General features: G+C 71.7%; 20 protein-coding genes. 7 read left to right on the top strand and 13 right to left on the bottom strand.

Annotated elements, in window-relative coordinates; all coding sequences use genetic code 11:
- Positions 1-3: 3 nt before the first annotated feature.
- The 6 genes from ACFVYF_RS20085 to ACFVYF_RS20060 form a co-directional block, all read right to left on the bottom strand.
- Positions 4-909: an aldo/keto reductase gene (locus ACFVYF_RS20085; protein WP_389457046.1), complete on the bottom strand. Its 906-nt coding sequence runs from the start codon at positions 907-909 to the stop codon at positions 4-6.
- A 21-nt stretch (positions 910-930) separates the two neighbouring features.
- Positions 931-2,304 carry a phospholipase gene (locus ACFVYF_RS20080; protein ID WP_389457045.1) on the bottom strand — a complete coding sequence of 458 codons (1,374 nt, stop codon included), beginning with the start codon at positions 2,302-2,304 and terminating at the stop codon, positions 931-933.
- 104 nt (positions 2,305-2,408) lie between these two features.
- Positions 2,409-3,299, bottom strand: coding sequence for a glycoside hydrolase family 19 protein (locus ACFVYF_RS20075; RefSeq protein ID WP_389457043.1), 891 nt, complete (start codon positions 3,297-3,299; stop codon positions 2,409-2,411).
- Between the two features lie 416 nt (positions 3,300-3,715).
- Positions 3,716-5,038: an aldehyde dehydrogenase family protein gene (locus tag ACFVYF_RS20070; protein ID WP_389457041.1), complete on the bottom strand. Its 1,323-nt coding sequence runs from the start codon at positions 5,036-5,038 to the stop codon at positions 3,716-3,718.
- A 347-nt stretch (positions 5,039-5,385) separates the two neighbouring features.
- A complete protein-coding gene (locus ACFVYF_RS20065; RefSeq protein WP_389457039.1) occupies positions 5,386-6,585 on the bottom strand; it encodes an RNA polymerase sigma factor in 1,200 nt (399 codons plus the stop codon).
- Complete coding sequence (locus tag ACFVYF_RS20060) at positions 6,585-6,938, bottom strand: YciI family protein (RefSeq protein ID WP_389457037.1); 354 nt, start codon at positions 6,936-6,938, stop codon at positions 6,585-6,587. The genes ACFVYF_RS20065 and ACFVYF_RS20060 overlap by 1 nt, the downstream gene beginning before the upstream one ends.
- 98 nt (positions 6,939-7,036) lie before the next feature.
- Here ACFVYF_RS20060 and ACFVYF_RS20055 point away from each other — a divergent pair, with 98 nt between their 5' ends.
- The gene (locus ACFVYF_RS20055; RefSeq protein ID WP_389457035.1) at positions 7,037-8,089 is read left to right on the top strand and encodes an acyl-CoA dehydrogenase family protein; all 1,053 of its coding nucleotides are present in this window, start codon (positions 7,037-7,039) and stop codon (positions 8,087-8,089) included.
- A gap of 214 nt (positions 8,090-8,303) precedes the next feature.
- Entirely contained in the window at positions 8,304-8,669 is a 366-nt protein-coding gene (locus ACFVYF_RS20050) for a cupin domain-containing protein (RefSeq protein ID WP_389457033.1), read from the top strand.
- Between the two features lie 21 nt (positions 8,670-8,690).
- Here the strand turns inward: ACFVYF_RS20050 and ACFVYF_RS20045 are convergent, their stop codons facing one another.
- From ACFVYF_RS20045 to ACFVYF_RS20025, 5 genes are all read right to left on the bottom strand, one after another.
- Complete coding sequence (locus tag ACFVYF_RS20045; RefSeq protein ID WP_389457031.1) at positions 8,691-9,833, bottom strand: LLM class flavin-dependent oxidoreductase; 1,143 nt, start codon at positions 9,831-9,833, stop codon at positions 8,691-8,693.
- A gap of 13 nt (positions 9,834-9,846) precedes the next feature.
- Entirely contained in the window at positions 9,847-11,073 is a 1,227-nt protein-coding gene (locus ACFVYF_RS20040) for an SfnB family sulfur acquisition oxidoreductase (RefSeq protein WP_389457029.1), read from the bottom strand.
- A gap of 3 nt (positions 11,074-11,076) precedes the next feature.
- Positions 11,077-11,631 (bottom strand): NADPH-dependent FMN reductase, encoded by a 555-nt coding sequence (gene ssuE, locus ACFVYF_RS20035; protein WP_389457027.1) that lies wholly within the window; start codon positions 11,629-11,631, stop codon positions 11,077-11,079.
- Positions 11,632-11,664: 33 nt separating this feature from the next.
- Positions 11,665-12,789: a dimethylsulfone monooxygenase SfnG gene (gene sfnG, locus ACFVYF_RS20030; protein ID WP_389457025.1), complete on the bottom strand. Its 1,125-nt coding sequence runs from the start codon at positions 12,787-12,789 to the stop codon at positions 11,665-11,667.
- Between the two features lie 217 nt (positions 12,790-13,006).
- Entirely contained in the window at positions 13,007-13,084 is a 78-nt protein-coding gene (locus ACFVYF_RS20025; RefSeq protein ID WP_389457259.1) for a putative leader peptide, read from the bottom strand.
- A gap of 143 nt (positions 13,085-13,227) precedes the next feature.
- Between ACFVYF_RS20025 and ACFVYF_RS20020 the strand changes: the two genes are divergently transcribed.
- The 3 genes from ACFVYF_RS20020 (at position 13,228) to ACFVYF_RS20010 (ending at position 15,623) form a co-directional block, all read left to right on the top strand.
- Positions 13,228-14,148, top strand: a complete 921-nt coding sequence (locus ACFVYF_RS20020) for a LysR family transcriptional regulator (protein WP_389457023.1) — start codon at positions 13,228-13,230, stop codon at positions 14,146-14,148.
- Positions 14,149-14,299: 151 nt separating this feature from the next.
- Entirely contained in the window at positions 14,300-15,190 is an 891-nt protein-coding gene (locus ACFVYF_RS20015; protein ID WP_389457021.1) for an MEDS domain-containing protein, read from the top strand.
- Between the two features lie 7 nt (positions 15,191-15,197).
- The gene (locus ACFVYF_RS20010; protein WP_389457019.1) at positions 15,198-15,623 is read left to right on the top strand and encodes an ATP-binding protein; all 426 of its coding nucleotides are present in this window, start codon (positions 15,198-15,200) and stop codon (positions 15,621-15,623) included.
- A 24-nt stretch (positions 15,624-15,647) separates the two neighbouring features.
- Here the strand turns inward: ACFVYF_RS20010 and ACFVYF_RS20005 are convergent, their stop codons facing one another.
- Complete coding sequence (locus ACFVYF_RS20005) at positions 15,648-15,815, bottom strand: hypothetical protein (RefSeq protein WP_389457017.1); 168 nt, start codon at positions 15,813-15,815, stop codon at positions 15,648-15,650.
- Positions 15,816-15,996: 181 nt separating this feature from the next.
- On the opposite strand from ACFVYF_RS20005, the gene ACFVYF_RS20000 reads away from it, so the two are divergent.
- Positions 15,997-17,538, top strand: a complete 1,542-nt coding sequence (locus tag ACFVYF_RS20000; protein WP_389457016.1) for an SDR family oxidoreductase — start codon at positions 15,997-15,999, stop codon at positions 17,536-17,538.
- A gap of 156 nt (positions 17,539-17,694) precedes the next feature.
- The gene (locus ACFVYF_RS19995) at positions 17,695-19,068 is read left to right on the top strand and encodes a cryptochrome/photolyase family protein (protein ID WP_389457014.1); all 1,374 of its coding nucleotides are present in this window, start codon (positions 17,695-17,697) and stop codon (positions 19,066-19,068) included.
- A gap of 133 nt (positions 19,069-19,201) precedes the next feature.
- Here ACFVYF_RS19995 and ACFVYF_RS19990 read toward each other — a convergent pair whose 3' ends face one another.
- The gene (locus ACFVYF_RS19990; RefSeq protein ID WP_389457013.1) at positions 19,202-20,233 is read right to left on the bottom strand and encodes a MerR family transcriptional regulator; all 1,032 of its coding nucleotides are present in this window, start codon (positions 20,231-20,233) and stop codon (positions 19,202-19,204) included.
- Positions 20,234-20,273: the final 40 nt, after the last annotated feature.

The raw sequence follows: 20,273 nt of genomic DNA, 5'->3' as shown, positions 1-20,273 counted from the left end.
CGCTCAGTCGGTCCGCCGGCGCAGCGCGTCGAGCCGCGCCGCTTCCTCGTCGGTGAGCCGGAGCGCGCCCGCGGCCACGTTCTCCGCGAGGTGGCCGGGGTTGCCGGTGCCCGGGATCGCGAGCATCTGCGGGCCCTGCCGCAGGGTCCAGGCCAGCCGGACCTGCGCGGGCGTCGCACCATGCGCACGCGCGATGGCGCGCACCTCGTCGTCGTGCGCGTGGCTCGGGCCCCGCGATCCGCCCTTGCCCGCGATCGCGAAGAAGGGCACGAACGCGATGCCCTGTTCCCGGCAGGCCGCCAGGAGGGCGTCGGTCTCGGGGTCCGGGAAGTCGAGGCCGTACTTGTTCTGCACGCTCACCACGGGGGCGATCGCCTGTGCCTCGGCCAGGTGCCTCAACTCGACGCCGGAGATGGCGAGGTGCCGGATCAGGCCGGCGTCCCGCAGCTCGGCCAGCGCGCCGAAGTGCTCGGCGATCGACTCCTGCCGCATCCGGCGCAGGTACACCAGGTCGAGGTGGTCGCGGCCGAGCTGTCGCAGGTTCTCCTCGACGTGAGCGCGCAGGTCCTCGGGCCGCGCCGACGTGCCCCACTCCCCCGAGTAGTCGCGGAACGGGCCGACTTTCACGGCAATGAGCAGGTCGTCCGGGTACGGGGCCAGCGCGCTGTTGATCAGTTCGTTCGCGGAGCGCAGGGACGAGAAGTAGAAGGCTGCCGTGTCGATGTGGTCGACGCCCAGCTCGACCGCGCGCCGCAGCACGGCGATCGAGCGGTCCCGGTCGCTCGGCGTGCCTTCGTGGAAGGCCGCGCTGCCCGTCAGCCGCATGGCGCCGAAGCCCATGCGGTGGACGCTCATGTCACCGAGTGTCCAGGTGCCCGCCGCCGCCGCGGTGATCGTCTCTGAGGTCATCGCGGCAGTTTGGCACACGGTCTACGGATACGTGTATGTGTTCAGCGTGCTCACGGCCGAGGCAGGATCGCCCAGGTCATAGCGGTCCACGGCGAGGAAGTTGGGCTTCTTGCGGGCCGCCGGCCCACAGAACCGCTGTGCCCGGTCGGCGAGTTTGGTGTTGTCCGTCGACGCGGTGGAGGCGATGGCGACATCCCGGAAGTGGTTCATGACGAACAGCGGTCGGAAGCCCGGCTCGGTGCGGGTCAGCGGGATGTTCGTGTTCGCGTCGTACCAGCGGCTGTAGCAGGACCAGTCGGAGGTGCCGATGCCCGGTCCCATGGACCAGTAGTTCTCCACCGTCCACTCGCGCTGGTACATCACGCCGAAGCTGTCCCGGGTCAGACCGGCCGACTCGTCGGACGAACGGCTGTGGTCGGTGAAGATCAGCAGCCGGTCGTTGGCGGCCAGGAGATCCGCCAGCCTGGGCCAGCCGTTCTGGCGGACGCCGGTCTGGTCCGGCCGGTAGAGGACGTCGGACAGACCGTTGACGCGGGCGAGTTCGCCGCGCAGGACGCCGGGATCGACGTAGTCCTCGATGAAGACGGTGACGAACTGGTCGGGGTGCTGCTTGAGGAAGTCGACCATGCGCTGGAGGTCGACCCAGAGCGCGACCGGCTTGCTGACGAGGGTGCAGCTGTTGTGGCAGAGGATCGCACCGTCGGGGGTCTGATGAGCGTCCAGCATGAACCCCCTTACACCGTCGGAGAGTTGCTGGTTGATGCCACGCGACTGGTTCGGCACCAGATTGACGAAGGGCGGGGCGAAACCGCCGTCGACGCCGTTCGCGTAGGCGTTGTGTGCGGTGAGGAACGTGACCTGGTCCAGGGTCCGTTGGCTCTGCGGTGGCATGGGGCCTGCCGGCGGGGTCACGGGGGTGAGGTACCAGGCCGCGAGGCTGCCGGACGAGCCGACGGCCAGCTGGGCGGGGTAGTTCGCGCCGGATGCCTTCGCGCCCACCGTCAGGTACCGGTCCGTGCCGGGGGCCTTGAGTGTGTACTGGTCGGACCCGGTGGGCGTCACCTCCCACGCGGCGTCGGCCGCGGCGCAGGAGACCGTTCTGGCCTGGTCGCCCGAGCGGCCCAGACAGCTGCCGGCGGTGTCGGTGCTCTCCAGGACGTACGAGGAGCCGCTCGCGCGCAGGGTCCACTGCTGGTGGTCCTCGTTGCCGCGGGGGTTGTGCTGCACGACCGCTCCCCCGCTGTCGGCCGCGTTGAGTCCCGTGGTGGCGCTCTGGACGTAGTAGGCGCCGGCGCCCGGCACTCCGGCCGGGCTGGCCGGAGTGGGGGCGAGGACGACGGCGGCCAGCGCCGCTGCTGCGGCGGTGACGGCGAGCAGGGAGCGTGGGGGCGGCATCACTGTGGCGGTGTCCCTTCCAGGTCTGACGACGGGGACGAGCGAAGGCGAACACAGGATGCCGCACCCGGGCATGCTCCTGACAGCGTGCCGGTGAACTGGGGTCAGCAGTACAGGTTCGATCCGGGCGTGACGCCGAGGATCGAGGTGAAGCGGTTGTAGGCGTCGACACGGCTCTGCACCTGGGCGGGGTTCTTGCCGTCGCACTCCAGGGAGCCGTTGATGCTGCGGATCGTCTGGCCGAAACCGGCACCGTTGACCATCGCGTTGTGCGGGGTCATCGTGCCCGGGCCGGACTGCGTGTTCCAGTACCAAAGGCCCGTCTTCCAGGCCACCGCCGCGTCGTTCTGCACGAGCCAGGGGTTGCCCAGCAGGTCGATGCCCAGCGCGTCACCCGCGGCCTTGTAGTTGAAGTTCCAGCTCAGCTGGATGGGCCCACGGCCGTAGTACGCCGACTGGCCCGCCGGGCAGCCGTAGGACTGACCCCAGTCGCAGTAGTGGGAGTAGTTCGCGGTGTTCTGCTCCACCACGTACACCAGACCACCGGTCTCGTGGTTGACGTTGGCCAGGAACGCCGCCGCCTCCTGCTTCTTGACCGTGTCACTGCCCGTGTTGGCGAACGCGGGGTAGGAGCTGAGCGCGGCGGTCAGGCCGCTGTAGGTGTAGAAGGAGTTCCGGTTCGGGAACATCTGGTTGAACTGCGCCTCGGAGACCACGAACCCGGACGGAGCGGGGGTGGTGCCGCCGTCGCAGGCGTACGGCTCCCAGTACCAGGTGCTGATGACCGGGTCGTAGCCCGGGTTGTCGTGCTCGGCGATGTAGGCCTTGCCGTCGGTGTACCGGACGATGTTGCCGGTGACGTACGACTTGCCGGCGACCCAGCTCGGGTAGCTCGAACAGGACGCGGCGGAAGCACCCGAGGCCGGCAGGAGTACCGGCGCGGCCGTTCCGACGATGAGCGCGGCCATGACCGCGGAGATACGGCGTCTGGACACAGGATCAACTCCTTTGCGCAGCACGGCCGCACCCGATACAAGGCATGGCGGAGCAGAGCCTTGTGCGCACGCGCCGGAGGACCGGCCACGGCGTCGGGGGCGGCCGCGGTGGGGGGTGTGGAGCCACACTCAACCGCTTTGGTCTGTACCAGTCAAGGGTGTAGACCAGTCAGATCCGACAACGTTGGCAGGCAAGTCCCAGACACCCCGCGGAGGTTGCGGACACCACCGGATGCGAGGCGAACGATCGCCGACAAAACGGTCACCGCACCCGACGACTGAGTGCCCGACCACGGACACCGCACGCGGCACGCGGCACGCGGCACGCGGCACGCGGCGAGCCTCCCCGGACATGCCGGTGGCCCGGGCCGTCCGAGGACGGACCCGGGCCACCGGTCCCGGGGTCAGCCGAGCGATCAGCCGAGCGGCTTCTGCAGCACCGCCTTGCGGTGGCTGAACGTCTCGATGGAGTAGCGCCCGTGGTAGTTGCCCATGCCGCTCTCGCCGACCCCGCCGAACGGCAGGTCGGAGACGGTCAGATGGGCGAGCGGGAGACCGAAGCCCAGGCCTCCGGACGACGTCTCGGCGGCCAGCCGCTCGCGGGTGGTGTCCGACTCGGTGAACACGTACAGCGCCAGCGGCTTGTCGCGGTCGTTGATGAAGCCGATCGCACCGTCGAGGTCAGGCACCGTGACGATGGGGAGGATCGGTCCGAAGATCTCCTCCTGCATGACCGGCGCCTTGGGGTCGACGTCGGCGAGCACGGTCGGCGCGATGTACTTCGTGGCCCGGTCCGTTCCGCCTCCGGTGACCAGCCGCCCGGAGTCCAGCAGGGAGGCGAGCCGGTCGAAGTGCCGCTCGTTGATGATCCGCCCGTACTCCGTGGAGGTCCGGGGCTCGGCGCCGAAGCGCTCCTCGACGGCGCGGGCCAGCTCGGGCTCCAGGGCGCGGGCGGTCTCGGGGTCGGTCAGCACGTAGTCGGGGGCGACGCAGGTCTGCCCGGCGTTCAGGAACTTGCCGCGGGCGAGCCGGTCGGCGACGACGGACAGGTCCGCGCCCCGGTCGACGAACGCCGGGGACTTGCCGCCGAGTTCGAGGGCGACGGGAGTGAGGTGCTCCGCGGCGGCCCGCAGCACGATACGGCCGACCGTGCCGTTGCCGGTGTAGAAGATGTAGTCGAAGTGCTCGGCCAGCAGGGCCGTGGTCTCCGGGACACCGCCCTCGACGACGGCGACCGCGTCGGTGTCGAGGTACTGCGGCAGCAGCCGGGTCAGCACCCCGGACGTGGCGGGAGCCAGCTCGCTGGGCTTGGCGACCACCGCGTTGCCCGCGGCCAGGGCGCCGAGCACCGGCGTGAGCAGCAGTTGCACCGGATAGTTCCAGGGGGCGATGACCAGGACGACACCCAGCGGGTCGTACTGCGTCCAGGCCGTGGCGTCGTCGCCGACGTACGCCGGGACCGGGGCCGGCTCGGGGCGCAGCCACTCGTCGAGGTGCTCGAGGGTGTGGTCGATCTCGCGGATCACGAAGTCGATCTCGGTGCGGAAGGCCTCCGTGGAGCTCTTGCCCAGGTCGGCGTGGAGGGCCGCGGCGATGTCGTCGCCGTGCGAGGTGAGCATCTCGCGCAGACCGTTCAGCTGGGCGGTGCGCCACTCGACGGGCTTGGTGCGGCCGGAGCGGAAGGTGGCACGCAGCCGGGAGACGACGTCGGCGGGCTGCTCGGGGGTGGACTGGTTCACGGTGCCTCGCTGGTCTGGGCGCGGACGGACGGGTCCACGCGTCGCTCAAGGTGGATGTATATGCCAACCTTTCATGTGCCCTCGTACATTCCGAGCACACGAAATTTACTTTCCGTAAGCATAGGCACGCGAAGCGTGGATGCTCCGGGCGAGGGCAGCCAGGAGGCGGGGCGGCCGGCGCGCGAGCCATTCAGCGTGAGTCGGCCCGGCGCCGGCCTCAGTCCCGTACGGGCCGCCCCGGCGCCGACCTCAGTGCCGTACGGGTTCGACCCGGCGCCGACCTCAGTGCCGTACGAACCCCGCCGGCCCCGGCCTCAGTCCCGTACGAGACCCGCCCGGCCCCGGCCTCAATGCCGGACAAGTTCCGCACGGCTGCGTTCGAGATACCCGCGCTCCGCCGCGTTCTCGGTGAGCGCGATGGCCGCCTCGTACGCCCGTACGGCCTCCGTTGCGCGCCCCAGTCTGCGCAGCAGGTCCGCGCGTACGGCGTGGAAGGCGTGGTATCCATCGAGGTCGAGCCGGTCGATGAGGGCCAGCGCCGCCTCGGGTCCCTGCGCCTCGGCGACGGCGACGGCGCGGTTGAGCGCGACGACCGGGCTCGGGGCGAGGGCCATGAGCTGGTCGTAGAGCTGAAGGATCTGTGCCCAGTCCGTGGCGGCCGCGGTCGGGGCATCGCTGTGGACGGCGTTGATCGCGCCCTGGATCTGGTACGGCCCCGGACGGCCCAGGCGCAGACAGCGCCGCACGAGGGACTGGCCTTCGGTGATCAGCTCGCGGTCCCAGCGGGAGCGGTCCTGGCCGGAGAGCAGGATCAGCTCGCCGTCGGGGCTCTCGCGGGCGGGCCGCCGGGACTCGACGAGCAGCATCAGCGCGAGCAGCCCCAGCGCCTCGGGCTCGTCCGGCATGAGGCCGGCCAGGAGGCGCCCGAGACGGATGGCCTCCTGGCAGAGGTCGGCCCGGCCGCCGTAGCCCTCGTTGAAGATCAGGTAGACGACGGCCAGGACCCCCTTCACGCGGTCGGGAAGGTCGGCGTCGCGCGGGATGCGATAGGGAATGCGGGCGTCCCGGATCTTGGACTTGGCCCGGACGAGCCGCTGGGCCATCGTGGGTTCGGGGACGAGGAAGGCGCGGGCGATCTGAGGTGTGGTCAGGCCGCCCAGGAGGCGCAGGGTCAGCGCCACCTGCGCCTGGGTGGCCAGCGCGGGATGGCAGCAGGTGAAGATCAGGCGGAGCCGGTCGTCGCGCACGGGGCCCTCCTCGACGGGTTCGTCCGGCGCGTACAGCTGGGCGGCCTCGGTGTGCCGGGCTTCGCGCGAGGACTCGCGGCGCAGCCGGTCGACGGCCCGGTTGCGGGCGGTGGTGATGATCCAGCCGGCCGGACTCGGGGGCACGCCGGTCTCCGGCCACTTCTGCAGTGCCGTGGTGAACGCGTCCTGCACCGCTTCCTCGGCGAGGTCGATGTCGCCGAGGAAGCGGACGAGGACGGCGACCGCGCGGCCGTATTCCGTGCGGAACACGGCCTCGATCTCCGCGGTGGGCGTGGGCATCAGCCCTCGGCTTCGCCCATGAAGGGGCGCACCTCGATGGGGAGCGTGGTCGCCAGAGTCGCCTTGCGGCCCCATTCGAGTGCCGCGTCCAGGTCGGGCGCCTTGATGAGGCAGATCCCGCCCAGATACTCCTTGCTCTCGGTGTACGGACCGTCGGTGACCAGGACGTCGCCCTGCTTGGCCTGGAGCACGGTGGCCGTCTCCGGGCCGTGCAGTCCTCCGGCGAACACCCAGGCCCCGGCCTCGCGCAGCTCCGCGTGGAAGACGTCCAGGTTGTGCATGATCTCTTCCAGCACCTCCGGTGCGGGGCGCTCGCCCACCGGCTGCATCACGCTCAGCAGATAGTGCTTCATGATGTGTCCTCCTCGGTCTCGTACCGCTTCTCACTCACTACACGAACGGGAGAGCGCCGGATCGACACCGACCCGACGACACCGGAAGATTCTTTTCGATGACCATCGCACCCCACCCTCTCGTCGCCCGTGCGCGCCGGCTCGCGACCGAGGTCCTGGCGCCCCGAGCCGAGCGGGTCGACCAGGAGGGAGTGCCCGTGAGCAGCATCGACGCCGTCAAGCGGTCGGGGCTGCTCGGGGTGAGCGCCCCGGTGGCATACGGCGGATCCGCCGCGCCGGCCGCGGTGGCGCGGGAGACCGCCGAGATCCTGGCCGGTGCGTGCTGCTCCACGTGGTTCGTGCAGACCCAGCATCACACTCCGGTGCAGATCCTGGCGAGGGCCGAACTCCCGCTACGGGAACGGCTGTTGGGTCCACTGGCGGGCGGGGAGCTGCTGTCCGGGGTGGCGTACGCGCAGTTGCGCGCGTATCCGCGTGTTCCGGTCCGGGTGACGCGTGAGCGCGGCGGCTGGCGCTTCGACGGGACGGTGCCCTGGTACACCGGCTGGGGGCTCAACGACGTGATGCTGCTGGCGGGGGTGACGGACTCGGACGAGGCGCTGTTCGCGTTCACCGAGGCGCGGGAACAGCCCGGGCTTCGTGCGTCCCCGCCGATGCGGCTCGCCGCGCTCACCGCCTCCCGGACGGTCTCGCTGGAGCTGGCCGGGCTGTGGCTCCCGGACGAGGCGGTCGCGCTGCGGACTCCGTACGAGACCTGGGCGGCCGGCGATCGCCCCAAGAACACCAATGCCTCGCCCGCCGTCTTCGGAGTCGCCGAGGCGGCGCTCGCTCTCCTGGACGGCGATTCCGTCGCCGGGGAGACGGCACACGCTCTGCGGGCCCGCCTGGACCGGGTGCGGTCGCGGGCGTACGCCCTTGCGGATCATCCGGTGCCGCACGAGCGCATCGAGGAACGGCTGGCGTGCAAGACCCAGGCGTACGACCTCATGCGCGCGGCCACCACCGCGGCCGTGGTGGCCGGGGGCGGGCGGACCATGGATCTCGGCAGCCGGGCCCAGCGGCTGGCACGCGAGGCGATGTTCCTGCTGGTGCAGGGACAGACGGCCGAGGTGCGGCAGGCGCACCTCGGTTCTCTCGCGGCGGCCGACTAGGACCGGTCCGGCCGGTCACCCGAATGGCCGTACCGGCTGGAAGGGCGGACGATGGAGTGGTGGGGCCCGGCCCCGCCGGTGCCGCGCGCGCGGCCCGTCCGGCCCGTGCGGCCGCGAGAGAGAGGCCGGCCCCTGGCCGTTCTGAGCACGGCCGCTTCGGCCGTGCCGAGCACAGCCGGAGCCGCACTGAGCACCTTCGGAAGGGAGAGCCGCCATGCTTGAGGTGAAGACGCTCGACAAGCCGGACGAGCGCCGCGATTTCCCCCGGGGCCACCTCGAAGCCGTCCATATGACCGGACTGGACTTCGCCGTGGGTACCTTCGAACCGGGTTGGCGATGGTCCGAATCCGTGGCGCCGATCGCGGGGACCGACAGCTGCCAGATCCACCACAACGGCTATGTCGTCCAAGGACGCATGGGCATCCGCATGGACGGCGGCGCCGAGAGCGAAGTGGGACCGGGCGACGTCTTCGTCGTCTCGCCCGGGCACGACGCCTGGGTGGTGGGTGACGAACAGGTAGTGGTGTACGACTTCGCGGGTGGCATGGCCCAGGAGTACGCGAAGGCGAGTGAGGGCTAGGGGGTGTCGGGCGGCGGGCGCCTAACTTGCGAAGGGCACCTGCGCCGCGGGGGCTGTCGGCTGGGCGAACGGATGCCGCCACAGCCCCTGCGCCGCCAGCCTCGGCAGGACGCCCTCGCCGAACCAGTACGCCTCCTCCAGGTGCGGGTAGCCGGAGAGCACGAACTCGTCGATGCCGAGGCGGTGGTACTCGGCGATGCGGTCGGCGACCTCGTCGTGGCTGCCGACGAGGGCGGTGCCGGCGCCGCCGCGGACCAGACCGATGCCGGCCCACAGGTTGGGGTGGATCTCCAGACCGTCCCTGCGTCCGCCGTGCAGTGCGAGCATCCGGCGCTGGCCCTCGGACTCGCTGCGGGCGAGCCCTGCCTGGACCGACTTCACCGTCTCCGGGTCGAAGCCGTCGAGCAGTTTGTCCGCCTCGGCCCAGGCCTGCTCGGAGGTGTCGCGGGTGATGACGTGCAGCCGGATGCCGAACCGGACGGTCCGGCCCTCCTTCGCTGCCAGGCCGCGGACCCAGGCGATCTTCTCCGCGACCTGGGCCGGCGGCTCGCCCCAGGTCAGATAGACGTCCACATGGCGGGCGGCGATCTCACCGGCGATGGGTGAGGAGCCGCCGAAGTACACCTCGGGAACGGGGTCGGGCACCCGGGCGAGCCGGGCGTCCTCGACCTGGAGGTGCTCGCCGGCCACGTCGACGGTCTTGCCCTCCCACAAGTCGCGGACGATCCCCAGGAATTCGCCGGTACGACGGTAGCGGGCGTCCTTGTCGAGGAAGTCGCCGTAGGCGCGCTGCTCGTGGCTCTCGCCGCCGGTGACGACGTTGAGCAGCAGCCGTCCGCCGGTCTGCCGCTGGAAGGTGGACGCCATCTGCGCGGCGAGCGTCGGCGAGACGAAGCCGGGCCGGAAGGCGACCAGGAACTTCAGCCGCTCGGTGTTCTGGCTGACCATGGCGGTGGTCAGCCAGGCGTCCTCGCACCAGGCACCGGTGGGGGTGAGCGCACCGACGAAACCCAGGTCCTCGGCGGCCCGGGCGATCTGGCTCAGATACGCGACCGTCGGCGGGCGGTCCCGCCCGGAGACTGTGGCCGGCGTGCCGTGACCGCCGCCCACGACATGGCGGCTGTCGCCGTTGGTGGGCAGGAACCAGTGGCAGGTGAGGGACACCAGGGATCTCCGATCAGAGCAGTCCGTGCCGGGGTGGCTTCGTGCCGTTCAGCACGTAGCGGCCGATGTGCTGAATCTTCCAGCGGGCCGGGTCGTGCAGGGTGTGCGTGCGCGCGTCGCGCCAATGCCGGTGCAGGTTCAGCGAGTTGAGGGCCGATCGGGTGCCGGACACCTCGAAGAGCGCGCCCGCCACCTCCACCGCGGTGGCCGCGGTGTGCACCTTCGCGGCGGCCACCGCGATGGACGCCTCGGCCGCCGAGTCCTCCGTCAGGGCGGCCCGGGCCGCGTCGACCGCACGGGCCCCGGCCCCGAGCAGCGCCTCGGCGGCCCTGACCTGGATGGCGAGCTCGCCGAAGCGCTGGATCAGCAGCGGGTCCTCGGCGGCGCTGTCCACACCGCTCTCGAACCAGGGGCGGCTCTTGGTGCGGACGAACTCGGCGGCTGCGGCGAGCGCGCCCGCCGCGATGCCCGCGTCGATGGCGGCGTGCAGCAACTGGGCCACGGCACCGTGGAGTTGCGGCCCCTGGAAGGTGAGATGGTGCGGGACGACCCGGTCGGCGGGGACGGACACCGCGTCCAGCCGGACGGTGCCGCTGGCCGTCGTACGCTGGCCCATCCCGTCCCAGTCGTCGACCACCGTGACGCCCGGAGCGTCCCGCGGGACGTACGCGACGTGCAGGTTGTCGTCCTCGGCGCGGGCCAGGACGGGGATCCAGTCGGCGAAGAGCGCGCCGGTGGAGTAGTGCTTGACGCCGGTGAGGGTGTACGAGCCGTCGGATGCCGGTTCCAGGCGGGTGCGGATGTCCTGGACGTGCTTGGTGCCCGCCTCCGACTGGGCGTTGCCGAAGCGCCGCCCGGCCAGCACCTCGCCGAAGAAGAACTCCTGCTGCCGGGGCGTTCCCTGACGGCGGAGCACGTTGACGTAGACGAAGTGGTTCTGCGGGATCTGGGCGAGGCTGGCGTCGGCCGAGGCCAGCAGCCGGAAGATCTCCGCGAGGGTCTCCTGGCTCACGTCCGCCCCGCCGTGCTCGGCGGGCACCGTGACGGCCAGCAGACCCGAGGCCGAGAGCCGCGCCAACTCGGCGTGCGGAAGCAGGCGCCCGGCGTCGCGGGCGCTCGCCCCGGCGCGGAACTCGTCCGCGAGTGCGGCGGCCACGGCCAGCGCCTCGGCGTCGTCGGCGATCACCTTGACGGACTCCGAGGCGGCCTCGGCCGGGTCCCTGACTGCGTGCGTGGACACCGGTCAGCCCGCGGCGGCCAGCAGCGGCGTCCGGCCCAGGGCCGCCGAGAACTGGTCGACGACCTGGGTCAGCGCCTCCGCCGTGCCCGGCGCCACGGTGATGCTGCCGTCCTCCCCCACGGTGATGTCCTTGTCGAGGGTGAACCAGCCCTGGACTATGTGCGCGGGGCCCATGGAGTTGAGCACCGGGCGGAGCGCGTAGTCGAGGGCGAGGACGTGCGCCGTGCTGCCTCCGGTGACCAGCGGCAGCACGGTCTTGCCGGTGAGCGCGTACTGCGGGAGCAGGTCGAGCAGGGCCTTGAGCACGCCCGAGTAGGCGGCCTTGTACACGGGAGTGCCGATGACGACACCGTCGGCGCGGGCGAAGAGCTCGGTCGCCTCGACGATCGCGGGATGCCGGAAGTCCGCGCCGAGCAGCGCCTCGGCGGGGATCGTACGGACGTCCAGCGGGATCACCTCGTGCCCCTGTGCGGCCAGCCGTGCGTCGAGGTGACGCAGCAGCTTGGCGGTGCGGGAGGAGACGGAGGGGCTGCCGGAGACGGACAGTACGGTGGCCATGGGGCCCTCTTTCGCAGGCTCGGATCAGTGGTGTCAGGCGTGCGCGGGGACGGATTCGTCCTCGCTGTCCGGCAGTTGGGCCTCCAGCTCGCGCACGAGGGGCAGCACCCGGCGGCCGAAGTACTCGACCTCCTCGTGGTAGTGCAGGAAGCCGAGGAGAAGGAGGTCGACTCCCAGGCGCTTGTAGGCGACGATCCGTTCGGCGATCTGTTCCGGCGTGCCGATCAGCCCCGTACGGAATCCGTCGTTGTACTGGACGAGGTCCTCGAAGCTGGAGTCCTGCCACATGCCCTTGCCGTCGGCGGTGGACCGGCCGGCCTGCTTCACCGCGGCACCGAAGCCCTCGACGGCCTCGGAGTCGGCCTGGGCGACGATCTCGCGGAGCGTCTCGCGGGCCTCGGCCTCGGTGTCACGGGCGATCAGGAAACCGTTCAGGCCGAACTTCGGTGCCTTGCGGCCCACTTCGGCCGCCGCCTTGCGGACGTCCGCGATCTGCTCGGTGACGCCGTCGAAGTCCTTGCCGTTGGAGAAGTACCAGTCGGAGACACGGCCCGCCATGGCGCGGGCGGCGGTGGAGTTGCCGCCCTGGAAGATCTCGGGGTGCGGGCGCTCCGGGGTGTTGAGCGGCTTGGGCTTGAGGGAGAAGTCCCGCAACCGGTAGAAGTCTCCGGCGAGTTCCGTGTGGTCCTCGGTCCAGATCTGGCGCAGGGCGCGGATGAACTCCTCGGAGCGGCGGTAGCGCTCGTCGTGCTCCAGCCACGGTTCGCCGAGGGCGGTGAACTCGCCCTTGAACCAGCCGCTGACCACGTTGACCGCGAAGCGGCCGTTGGACAGGTGGTCTGCGGTGGCGCCGAGCTTGGCGAGGACTCCCGGGTGCCACAGGCCCGGATGGACGGCCGCGATGACCTTGAGACGTTCGGTCGCGAGCAGCAGGGCGAGGCTGAAGCTGGTCGACTCGTGCTGGAACTCGGCGCCGTAGCTGGCCATGTAGCGGACCTGGCTGAGGGCGTAGTCGAAGCCGTTGTTTTCGGCGAGCACGGCGAGTTCGCGGTTGTAGTCGTATCCCCAGTCGGTGCGCTGCTCGATCTTGCTGGTGACCAGGCCGCCGCTGACGTTGGGGACCCAGTAGGCGAAGCGGACGGGTTCTGTTGCGGACACGGAAAGCTCCCGGAGTGCTGTACGCGGGCATGACGAAATGAGGGCCCGGCATTTCCCGCGGAAATGCGGACGGTGGAGCAGGAGCGGTGGGACCCCGAATGGACAGCGTTGCGCAGAGAGCCGCGCGAATGCGCTGTGCGGGGAGAATGCGCCGGTCAAATCGCCGGTACGAGCGGGCGAGCTGCCGGTGCGAAGGGGACCCTACCGTCGGGGGTCGTCAGGCTGCGCGACAACAGACGGAGCTGGAGACACGCGCGAGGTCGACGTGGCGTCGCCGCGTGAGGTCCAGTCGCATCGTCATGTCGTCGATCGTCGCAGCCGCCCGTCCGGGCAGTCAAGGAATAGCCGGCCGGTCTCGTATCCCGGACCGGCGAAATTCACGAAGGCGTGACAGGGAAACCCTTGAACCGGGCCGTCCGGGGGCCGCATTCTGCTGCGGTGCGAACAGAGCAGCTGGAATACATAGCGGCGGTCACCCGGCTGGGCTCCCTGCGCCGCGCCGCCGAGGAACTGCACCTCTCCCAGCCCGCGTTGAGCGAGACGGTGCGGAATCTGGAACGCGAGCTGGGGGTCGATCTCCTGGAGCGCAAACGCTCCGGCGCGCGGATGAGCGCCGAGGGCCGTGAGCTGCTGCCGCACATCGTCAATGTGCTCGACGCCGTGGACCGGCTGCGGGGCGCGGCCGGCGAACAGCACCGCATCAGCCGTATGGTCCGCGTCGGCACGGTGAACGCCGCGACGGTCCCGCTGCTCATTCCCACCGTCCAGGCCTTCCGTACGACGCATCCGCAGACCCAGGTGGAGATCGTCGGCGCCCAGCAGTCGGACATCCACCGGGCCCTGTCGGAGGGTGGTCTCGACCTCGGCCTGGTGAATCATCTCGACGGCGACGACATGCCGGCCGACTTCGAGAGCACCGAACTGCTGCGCGGCCGCCCGGTGTTGTGCGTCCACCCGGACAGCCCGCTCGCGGCCAAGGCCGTCGTCCCGGTCTCCGACCTCCTCGACGAACCACTGATCGCGATGCGCTCCGGCTATGTCATGCACCGCTACGTCCGGCGGCTCCTGGACGGGGACACTCCCGCCTTCTCGTACTCCACCGACGGTGCCGAGATGGGCAAGCTGATGGTCGCCGAGGGGCTGGGCTCCACGGTCCTGCCCGACTTCAGCGTCATCGGCGACCCCCTGGAGCGCCGGGGCGCGATCACCTACCGTCCGCTCTCCGACGACACGACGCGGGTTTTGCTGATGCTCCGGCGCCGCCGGGCGGACTCCGTCCCGCGCGCCGCCGACGACCTGCACACCGCCTTCGTGCACCGGGCCACGGAGCTGGGCGGCAGGCTGACCCACCAGGTCTGATCACGGCCACGACGGGAGGGTGGCGAGCCCTCCTGCACCGTGCAGAGTGCACCCGCCGGACCCGAACCGGGCAAAGCACACCTGTCGGAGCCCTCGTGTCACTACCCTGTGTAGCGCGACCGTAGCGCCCGGGAGGTGAACAGCTCTGTTCATGAACGAGAATGAGAACGACAACGAGGAGTGCGCGCACCACCCCGGGACGCTGCCCGTCCAGCAGCTGCGGCCGGGTGACCACGCGTTCTTCGGTTACGAGGGCGACAGCCACGGCCGGGACGTGATGTCCGCGTTCGTCTGGGCCGGCCTGGCCCGCGGCGAGAAGGTCATCGTCTTCGGCCCGCCGCGGCTGACCGAGGGCCAGCTGTGGTCCGCCTTCGAGGACGCCCCCGGGCTGCTGCTGGCCACGGCGCACCGGACGGGCCGGCTGCGGCTGAGCAGTATGCGGCAACTGATCAGGCCCGACCGGGAGTTCACCGCCGACCGGCAGTGGCAGCGGCTCGTGGAGGAGAGCGCCGCGGCGCGCGCCGAGGGCTTCACCGGGCTGCGCGCCTACATCGACATGGGATGGGTGGCGGACCTCGACGCCGACCTCGACACGGTGATGGACCGCGAGCGGCGGGCCGCGCCGCTGTTCTCCGACGGGTTCTACAGCGAGATCTGTGCCTACGACCGGGACCGCTTCCCCGACCGGGTGCTGCGGGCGATGCGACAGGCGCACCCGCGTGATCTCCTCACCAGGATCGGGCAGTTGAGGTGCCTCCACCTGGGCGGGACGCTCCATGTGGTCGGGGAGGCCGACCTGACCACCCGCAGCCAGTTCACGCGGGCGCTCGACGAGGCGCTCCGCCGCCCGCGCGAGGAGGGGCGCGTCACGGTGGACCTCCGGCGGACCGAATTCCTCAGCGTCCAGTGCGCGCGGGACCTCGTACGGCTGGTGGGCGAAGCGGGCGCCGGGGGCACTGTGCGGATCCGCTGCTCCGCGCGGCACGGCGCGCTGCTGAGCCGCCTGGGCGCCCGGCCGGCCGACATCGAAGTGTCCGGGTGATCGGTCCATGTCTCACACGCCGGGTGACGGTACTCCGTACACCGCTCAGGGAGTTCTGCTGCGCAGCCCGTTCGGCGGCGGGGACCTGCCGCGGCTACGGGTGCTCGTGGCCGGGCACGTGTCCCTCGCCGGGCTCGCGGAACCACGGCGGACGGACTTCGTCACCGCCATGGACGCGGTGGCGACCAACGCCGTCCAGCACGGCGGCGGCCGGGGAGCACTGCTTCTGCTGCGCCGGACGGGTGAACTGGAGTGCCGGATCAGCGACGGGGGCCCGGACGGCACCGGGGCAGTGGGCGCCGGTCTCGCTCGCGGCGGGGAGGATCCCCTGCCGGGCGGGGGCCTGTGGCTCACCCGTCTCGTCACCGACCGGCTCACCATCGCGCCGGACGGCCCGGGGCGGACCGTCAGCTTCGCGATGCGGCTGGCGTGACGTCCGCGCAGCCGGCCGAGCGGTTCAGTCGTCGTCCCGCGTCGGGATCACCACGAGGAAGGCGTCCGACTTGAGGTCCATCACCACGGTCGCGGGCTGACCCTCGGCCCTGCGCAGCGCCGCGTATTCCTCCGCAGGCCACGATCCGCGCGGAGCTCCGGCGGGAAACCGCTCCAACACCTTCGCACTCATACCGGCGTCCACCTCCACGAACGTCTCCGTCAGGGCCTCGTATTCACTTGCCCGCGATCTGCCGGGACATGTCATGACCGTTCCGGGCGGGTCGCTTGCCCGGAAGGAGTACACCGGCGCATCCGCCGGGCGGCTTCGCGTGGAAGGGATCACGAGGGGGCCGACGGAACGGGACAACAAGGTGAACGACACAGCACCCACGCGCGACGACGAGACGGGCCCCGGCCTGCACTGTCTGGTGACCGGCGCCACCGGCTACATCGGCGGGCGGCTGGTCCCGGAACTGCTGGACGCGGGACACCGGGTGCGCTGCCTGGCACGCTCCCCCGCCAAACTGCGCGACTACCCCTGGGCGGGCCGTACGGAGATCGTGCGCGGCGATGTCACCGACTCCGCGTCGGTCGCCGAGGCGATGCGCGGGGTGGACGTCGCCTACTACCTGGTGCACGCGCTGGGCACGGGCAAGGGCTTCGAGGAGACCGACCGCACGGCGGCCCGGATCTTCGGCGAGCAGGCCCGCACGGCCGGCGTCCGGCGCATCGTCTACCTGGGCGGCCTCACCCCGGAAGGCGTCCCCGAGGACCAGCTCTCCCCGCATCTGAGGTCCCGTGCGGAGGTCGGCCGCATCCTGCTCGGCTCGGGGGTGCCCACCACGGTGCTGCGCGCCGCGGTGATCATCGGATCGGGTTCCGCCTCCTTCGAGATGCTGCGTTACCTCACCGAACGGCTGCCGGTCATGGTCACACCCAGCTGGGTGCACACCCGTATCCAGCCGATGGCGGTACGGGACGTGCTGCGCACCCTCGTCGGCAGCGCCCGGATGCCGGCCCACGTCAGTCGGGCCTTCGACATCGGCGGACCCGAGGTGCTGACGTACCGGGACATGATGCGCCGGTACGCCGACATCGCCGGCCTTCCGCACCGGCTGATCGTGCCCGTGCCCGTCCTCACCCCGCGGCTCTCCAGCCACTGGGTCGGTCTGGTCACGCCCGTCCCACGGTCGATCGCGCGCCCGCTGACGGAGTCGTTGCGGCACGAGGTCGTCTGCCACGAACACGACATCGCGCGGTACGTCCCCGATCCCCCGGGCCGGCCGGCCGGTTTCGACGAGGCGGTGTCACTGGCCCTGCAACGCGTGCGGGATGCCCAGGTCTCGACCCGTTGGTCGTCGGCCTCGGTGCCCGGCGCGCCCAGTGATCCGCTGCCCACCGACCCGGACTGGGCGGGCGGCAGCCTCTACACCGACCGGCGCGAGTTGGCCGTCGATGCCACGCCGGCGGCGCTGTGGCGGGTCATCGAGGGCATCGGCGGGGACAACGGCTGGTACTCGTTCCCCCTGGCCTGGTCCGTCCGCGGCCGGCTGGACCGCCTGGTGGGCGGTGTCGGACTGCGCCGGGGCCGCCGCGACGCGGCACGCCTGCGGGTCGGCGACTCGCTCGACTTCTGGCGGGTCGAGGAGATCGAGCCCGGTCATCTCCTGCGGCTGCGCGCCGAGATGCGGCTGCCGGGACTGGCCTGGCTGGAGATGTACGCGGAGGCCGGCGACGACGGGCGGACCCGCTACCGCCAGCGTGCGCTGTTCCATCCGCACGGGCTGCTGGGGCACGCGTACTGGTGGAGTGTCTCGCCGTTCCACGCCGTGGTGTTCGGCGGTATGGCCCGCAACATCGCGAAGGCGGCGAGCAGGGGAGCCGTGGCGAAGGAACCCACGTCCGCGCACTGACGGACCCGGCGCCGGTCCCGCGCCCTGTCCGGCCTCGCTCGCCGCGCTGCGACCTGCGCATCCGCGGGAGCCACCGAGCCCGAATCGACGGAGCCGGCCCCTGTTCGCCGGCCCCTTTTCGCCACCCGCCCCCACCATCCGCACCGGAGCCCCGCCATGAACGTCTCGGTCGTCCTGTTCACCTCGGACCTGCGGCTGCACGACCATCCGCCACTGCGGGCCGCGCTCGACGGGCCGGGCGAGGTGGTGCCCCTCTTCGTGCGCGACCCGGGTATCGACGCTGCGGGCTTCGCCGCGCCGAACCGGCTGGCGTTCCTCGCCGACTGCCTGACGGATCTCGACGCGCAGCTGCGCGAGCGCGGCGGCCGCCTCGTGGTGCGCTCCGGCGACGCCGTCGACCAGGTGGGCAAAGTGGTCGCCGAGGCGCAGGCCGACGAGGTGCACATGGCGGCCGGGGTCAGCGCGTATGCCCACCGCAGGGAGGAGAGGCTGCGCGCCGCTCTGGAGGCGGAAGGGTGCCGCCTCCACGTCCATGACTCCGTGATCACCGCGGTCCCGCCCGGTGCGGTCACGCCCGCCTCCTCGGACCACTTCGCCGTCTTCACGCCGTACTTCCGGCACTGGGCGCGGCTGCAGCTGCGCGACGCGCTCGCGGCGCCCCGGTCGGTCAGGGTGCCGGACGGGGTCGGCTCCGAGCAACTGCCGTCCCGCAGCGGCGTACGGGGAGTCTCGGAGGGACTGGCCGCGGGCGGCGAGACCGGGGCGAGGAAGCGGCTCACGGCCTGGCTGCGCGACGGGATCGTGTCGTACGAGGACCGCCACGACGACCTGGCCGGTGACGCCACCTCGCGCCTCTCGCCCCATCTGCACTTCGGCACGCTCTCCCCCGTGGAGCTGGTCCACCGGGCGCGCCGGGCGGGTGGCTCCGGCGCCGAGGCCTTCGTGCGGCAGCTGGCCTGGCGGGACTTCCATCACCAGGTGCTGGCCGCCCGGCCGGCCGCGGCCGGCGCCGACTACCGCACCCAGCACGACCGTTGGCGGTCCGAGGCGTCCGCGCGGCAGGACGTCGAAGCGTGGAAGGCGGGGCGCACCGGCTATCCGATCGTGGACGCGGCCATGCGCCAGCTGCGCCACGAGGGCTGGATGCACAATCGCGGCCGCCTGCTGACCGGGAGCTTCCTCACCAAGACCCTGTACGTGGACTGGCGGATCGGCGCCCGGCACTTCCTCGATCTGCTGGTCGACGGCGACCTGGCGAACAACCAGCTCAACTGGCAGTGGATGGCGGGCACCGGCACGGACACCCGGCCCAACCGGGTCCTCAACCCCGTGGCCCAGGCCAAGCGGTACGACCCGGACGGGGCATACGTCCGGCGGTGGGTTCCCGAGCTCGCGGGGCTGGACGGCGCCGCCGTGCACGAGCCGTGGAAGCTCCCCGGCCTGGAACGCGCGGCCTACGACTACCCCGGTCCTATCGTTGAACTGGCAGCCGGGCTGGCCCGCTTCAAGCACGCCCGGGGCCGGGACTGAGGGGGCGGCAGCAAGTCCGGCAATCGAGGACGACCTTGCGGGCGCGTACCCGCGTACCCGCCGACCACTTCGCTGAGCACGCACGTGTTGAGGAACCGGCGACAGGAGTTGCCTGCTCGGCCGGCGGCCGGGGTCAGGTCCCCGGGTCCGGTTCGCCGGCGTCGTAGGCGCCCGCGAGGGCGGCGAGGGCGTCTCGCAGGTCCGGTGGCCGGAGCATGCCCGGTGCCTGGTGTCCCGCCCAGCCCGGACCGCCGAGGAGCACGGCGGGCCGGCGGCGCGCTCCCTTCACACCCCAGTGCGTGCCGGCGATGTGCCGGGCGAGCGGAAGGCTCGCCGTGGACCGCGCCTGGGACCACAGGACGACGGCCGAGGGCCCCAGACGGCGTACGGCGGCGGCGAGGGCCTCCACGGGGACGGCGCCGCCGAACATCCGGGTGGGCAGAGCGAGTTCGGCGAGCCCCGCGTCGAGTGCCTCCAGCGGCAGGGTGTGCTGTTCACCGGGGACGCAGGCCAGGACCACGGGGCCTGGTCCGCAGGCGCCCGCGCCAAAGTCGCCGGCCGGACGTGCGGCGCGTCGCAGGACGGTGGAGACATGCCAGGACAGCAGGTGCTCCACCTCGACATAGCGGTCTCCCGAGGACTCCCATTTACGTCCGACGGCGTGCAGCGTCGGCACCATCACCTCCTCCCAGGCGACGACCAGGCCGTACTGCTCCACCAGTGAGGTCAGCCGGTCCTCGACGGCCGGGGCGTCGAGCCGGACCGCGGCGCGGGCGAGCCCGCGGCACTCCTGGCGGGCGTCCCCGAGCGGGAGCGCGCCCGCTGCCCGGGAGCGCCGGCCGCCGGTGCCTGTCCGCCCGTCGGCAGGCGCGGGACCGGTGGCGGGATGTGCGGACGCCTCTTTGGCGGCGCGGGCCGCCTCCGCGGGCGGCACTCCGGCCGAGGTCAGACGGCACATCTCCTCCAGCATCGCCACGTCCTGGGGTGTCCAGCGGCGGTGCCGTCCGTCGGCACGGACCGCGGGCCCCACTCCGTAGCGCCGGTCCCAGGACCGCAGGGTGCTGGGCGACACCCCGAGGCGGCGCGCCAGAGCGCCCGTGGTGACCCCCGTCCACGGACGTCCGGACACCGGTCCGCGCGGGTCCGACAGCTCGCTCTCACCCATACGGCGACGATACGACGCAGAAACGACGCGAGTTGTCCCG

Origin of the sequence: Streptomyces sp. NPDC058274, assembly GCF_042881375.1 — a bacterium.
GTDB lineage: Bacteria > Actinomycetota > Actinomycetes > Streptomycetales > Streptomycetaceae > Streptomyces.
This window is presented reverse-complemented; position numbering and strand designations above follow the sequence as displayed.

Coding starts and splice junctions, on each gene's coding strand:
- ACFVYF_RS20085 (WP_389457046.1), bottom strand. CDS start 909: ATGACCTCAGAGACGATCACCGCGGCGGCGGCGGGCACCTGGACACTC.
- ACFVYF_RS20080 (WP_389457045.1), bottom strand. CDS start 2,304: ATGCCGCCCCCACGCTCCCTGCTCGCCGTCACCGCCGCAGCAGCGGCG.
- ACFVYF_RS20065 (WP_389457039.1), bottom strand. CDS start 6,585: ATGCCCACGCCCACCGCGGAGATCGAGGCCGTGTTCCGCACGGAATAC.
- ACFVYF_RS20060 (WP_389457037.1), bottom strand. CDS start 6,938: ATGAAGCACTATCTGCTGAGCGTGATGCAGCCGGTGGGCGAGCGCCCC.
- ACFVYF_RS20055 (WP_389457035.1), top strand. CDS start 7,037: ATGACCATCGCACCCCACCCTCTCGTCGCCCGTGCGCGCCGGCTCGCG.
- ACFVYF_RS20050 (WP_389457033.1), top strand. CDS start 8,304: ATGCTTGAGGTGAAGACGCTCGACAAGCCGGACGAGCGCCGCGATTTC.
- ssuE (WP_389457027.1), bottom strand. CDS start 11,631: ATGGCCACCGTACTGTCCGTCTCCGGCAGCCCCTCCGTCTCCTCCCGC.
- ACFVYF_RS20025 (WP_389457259.1), bottom strand. CDS start 13,084: ATGCGACTGGACCTCACGCGGCGACGCCACGTCGACCTCGCGCGTGTC.
- ACFVYF_RS20015 (WP_389457021.1), top strand. CDS start 14,300: ATGAACGAGAATGAGAACGACAACGAGGAGTGCGCGCACCACCCCGGG.
- ACFVYF_RS20010 (WP_389457019.1), top strand. CDS start 15,198: ATGTCTCACACGCCGGGTGACGGTACTCCGTACACCGCTCAGGGAGTT.
- ACFVYF_RS20005 (WP_389457017.1), bottom strand. CDS start 15,815: ATGAGTGCGAAGGTGTTGGAGCGGTTTCCCGCCGGAGCTCCGCGCGGA.
- ACFVYF_RS19995 (WP_389457014.1), top strand. CDS start 17,695: ATGAACGTCTCGGTCGTCCTGTTCACCTCGGACCTGCGGCTGCACGAC.
- ACFVYF_RS19990 (WP_389457013.1), bottom strand. CDS start 20,233: ATGGGTGAGAGCGAGCTGTCGGACCCGCGCGGACCGGTGTCCGGACGT.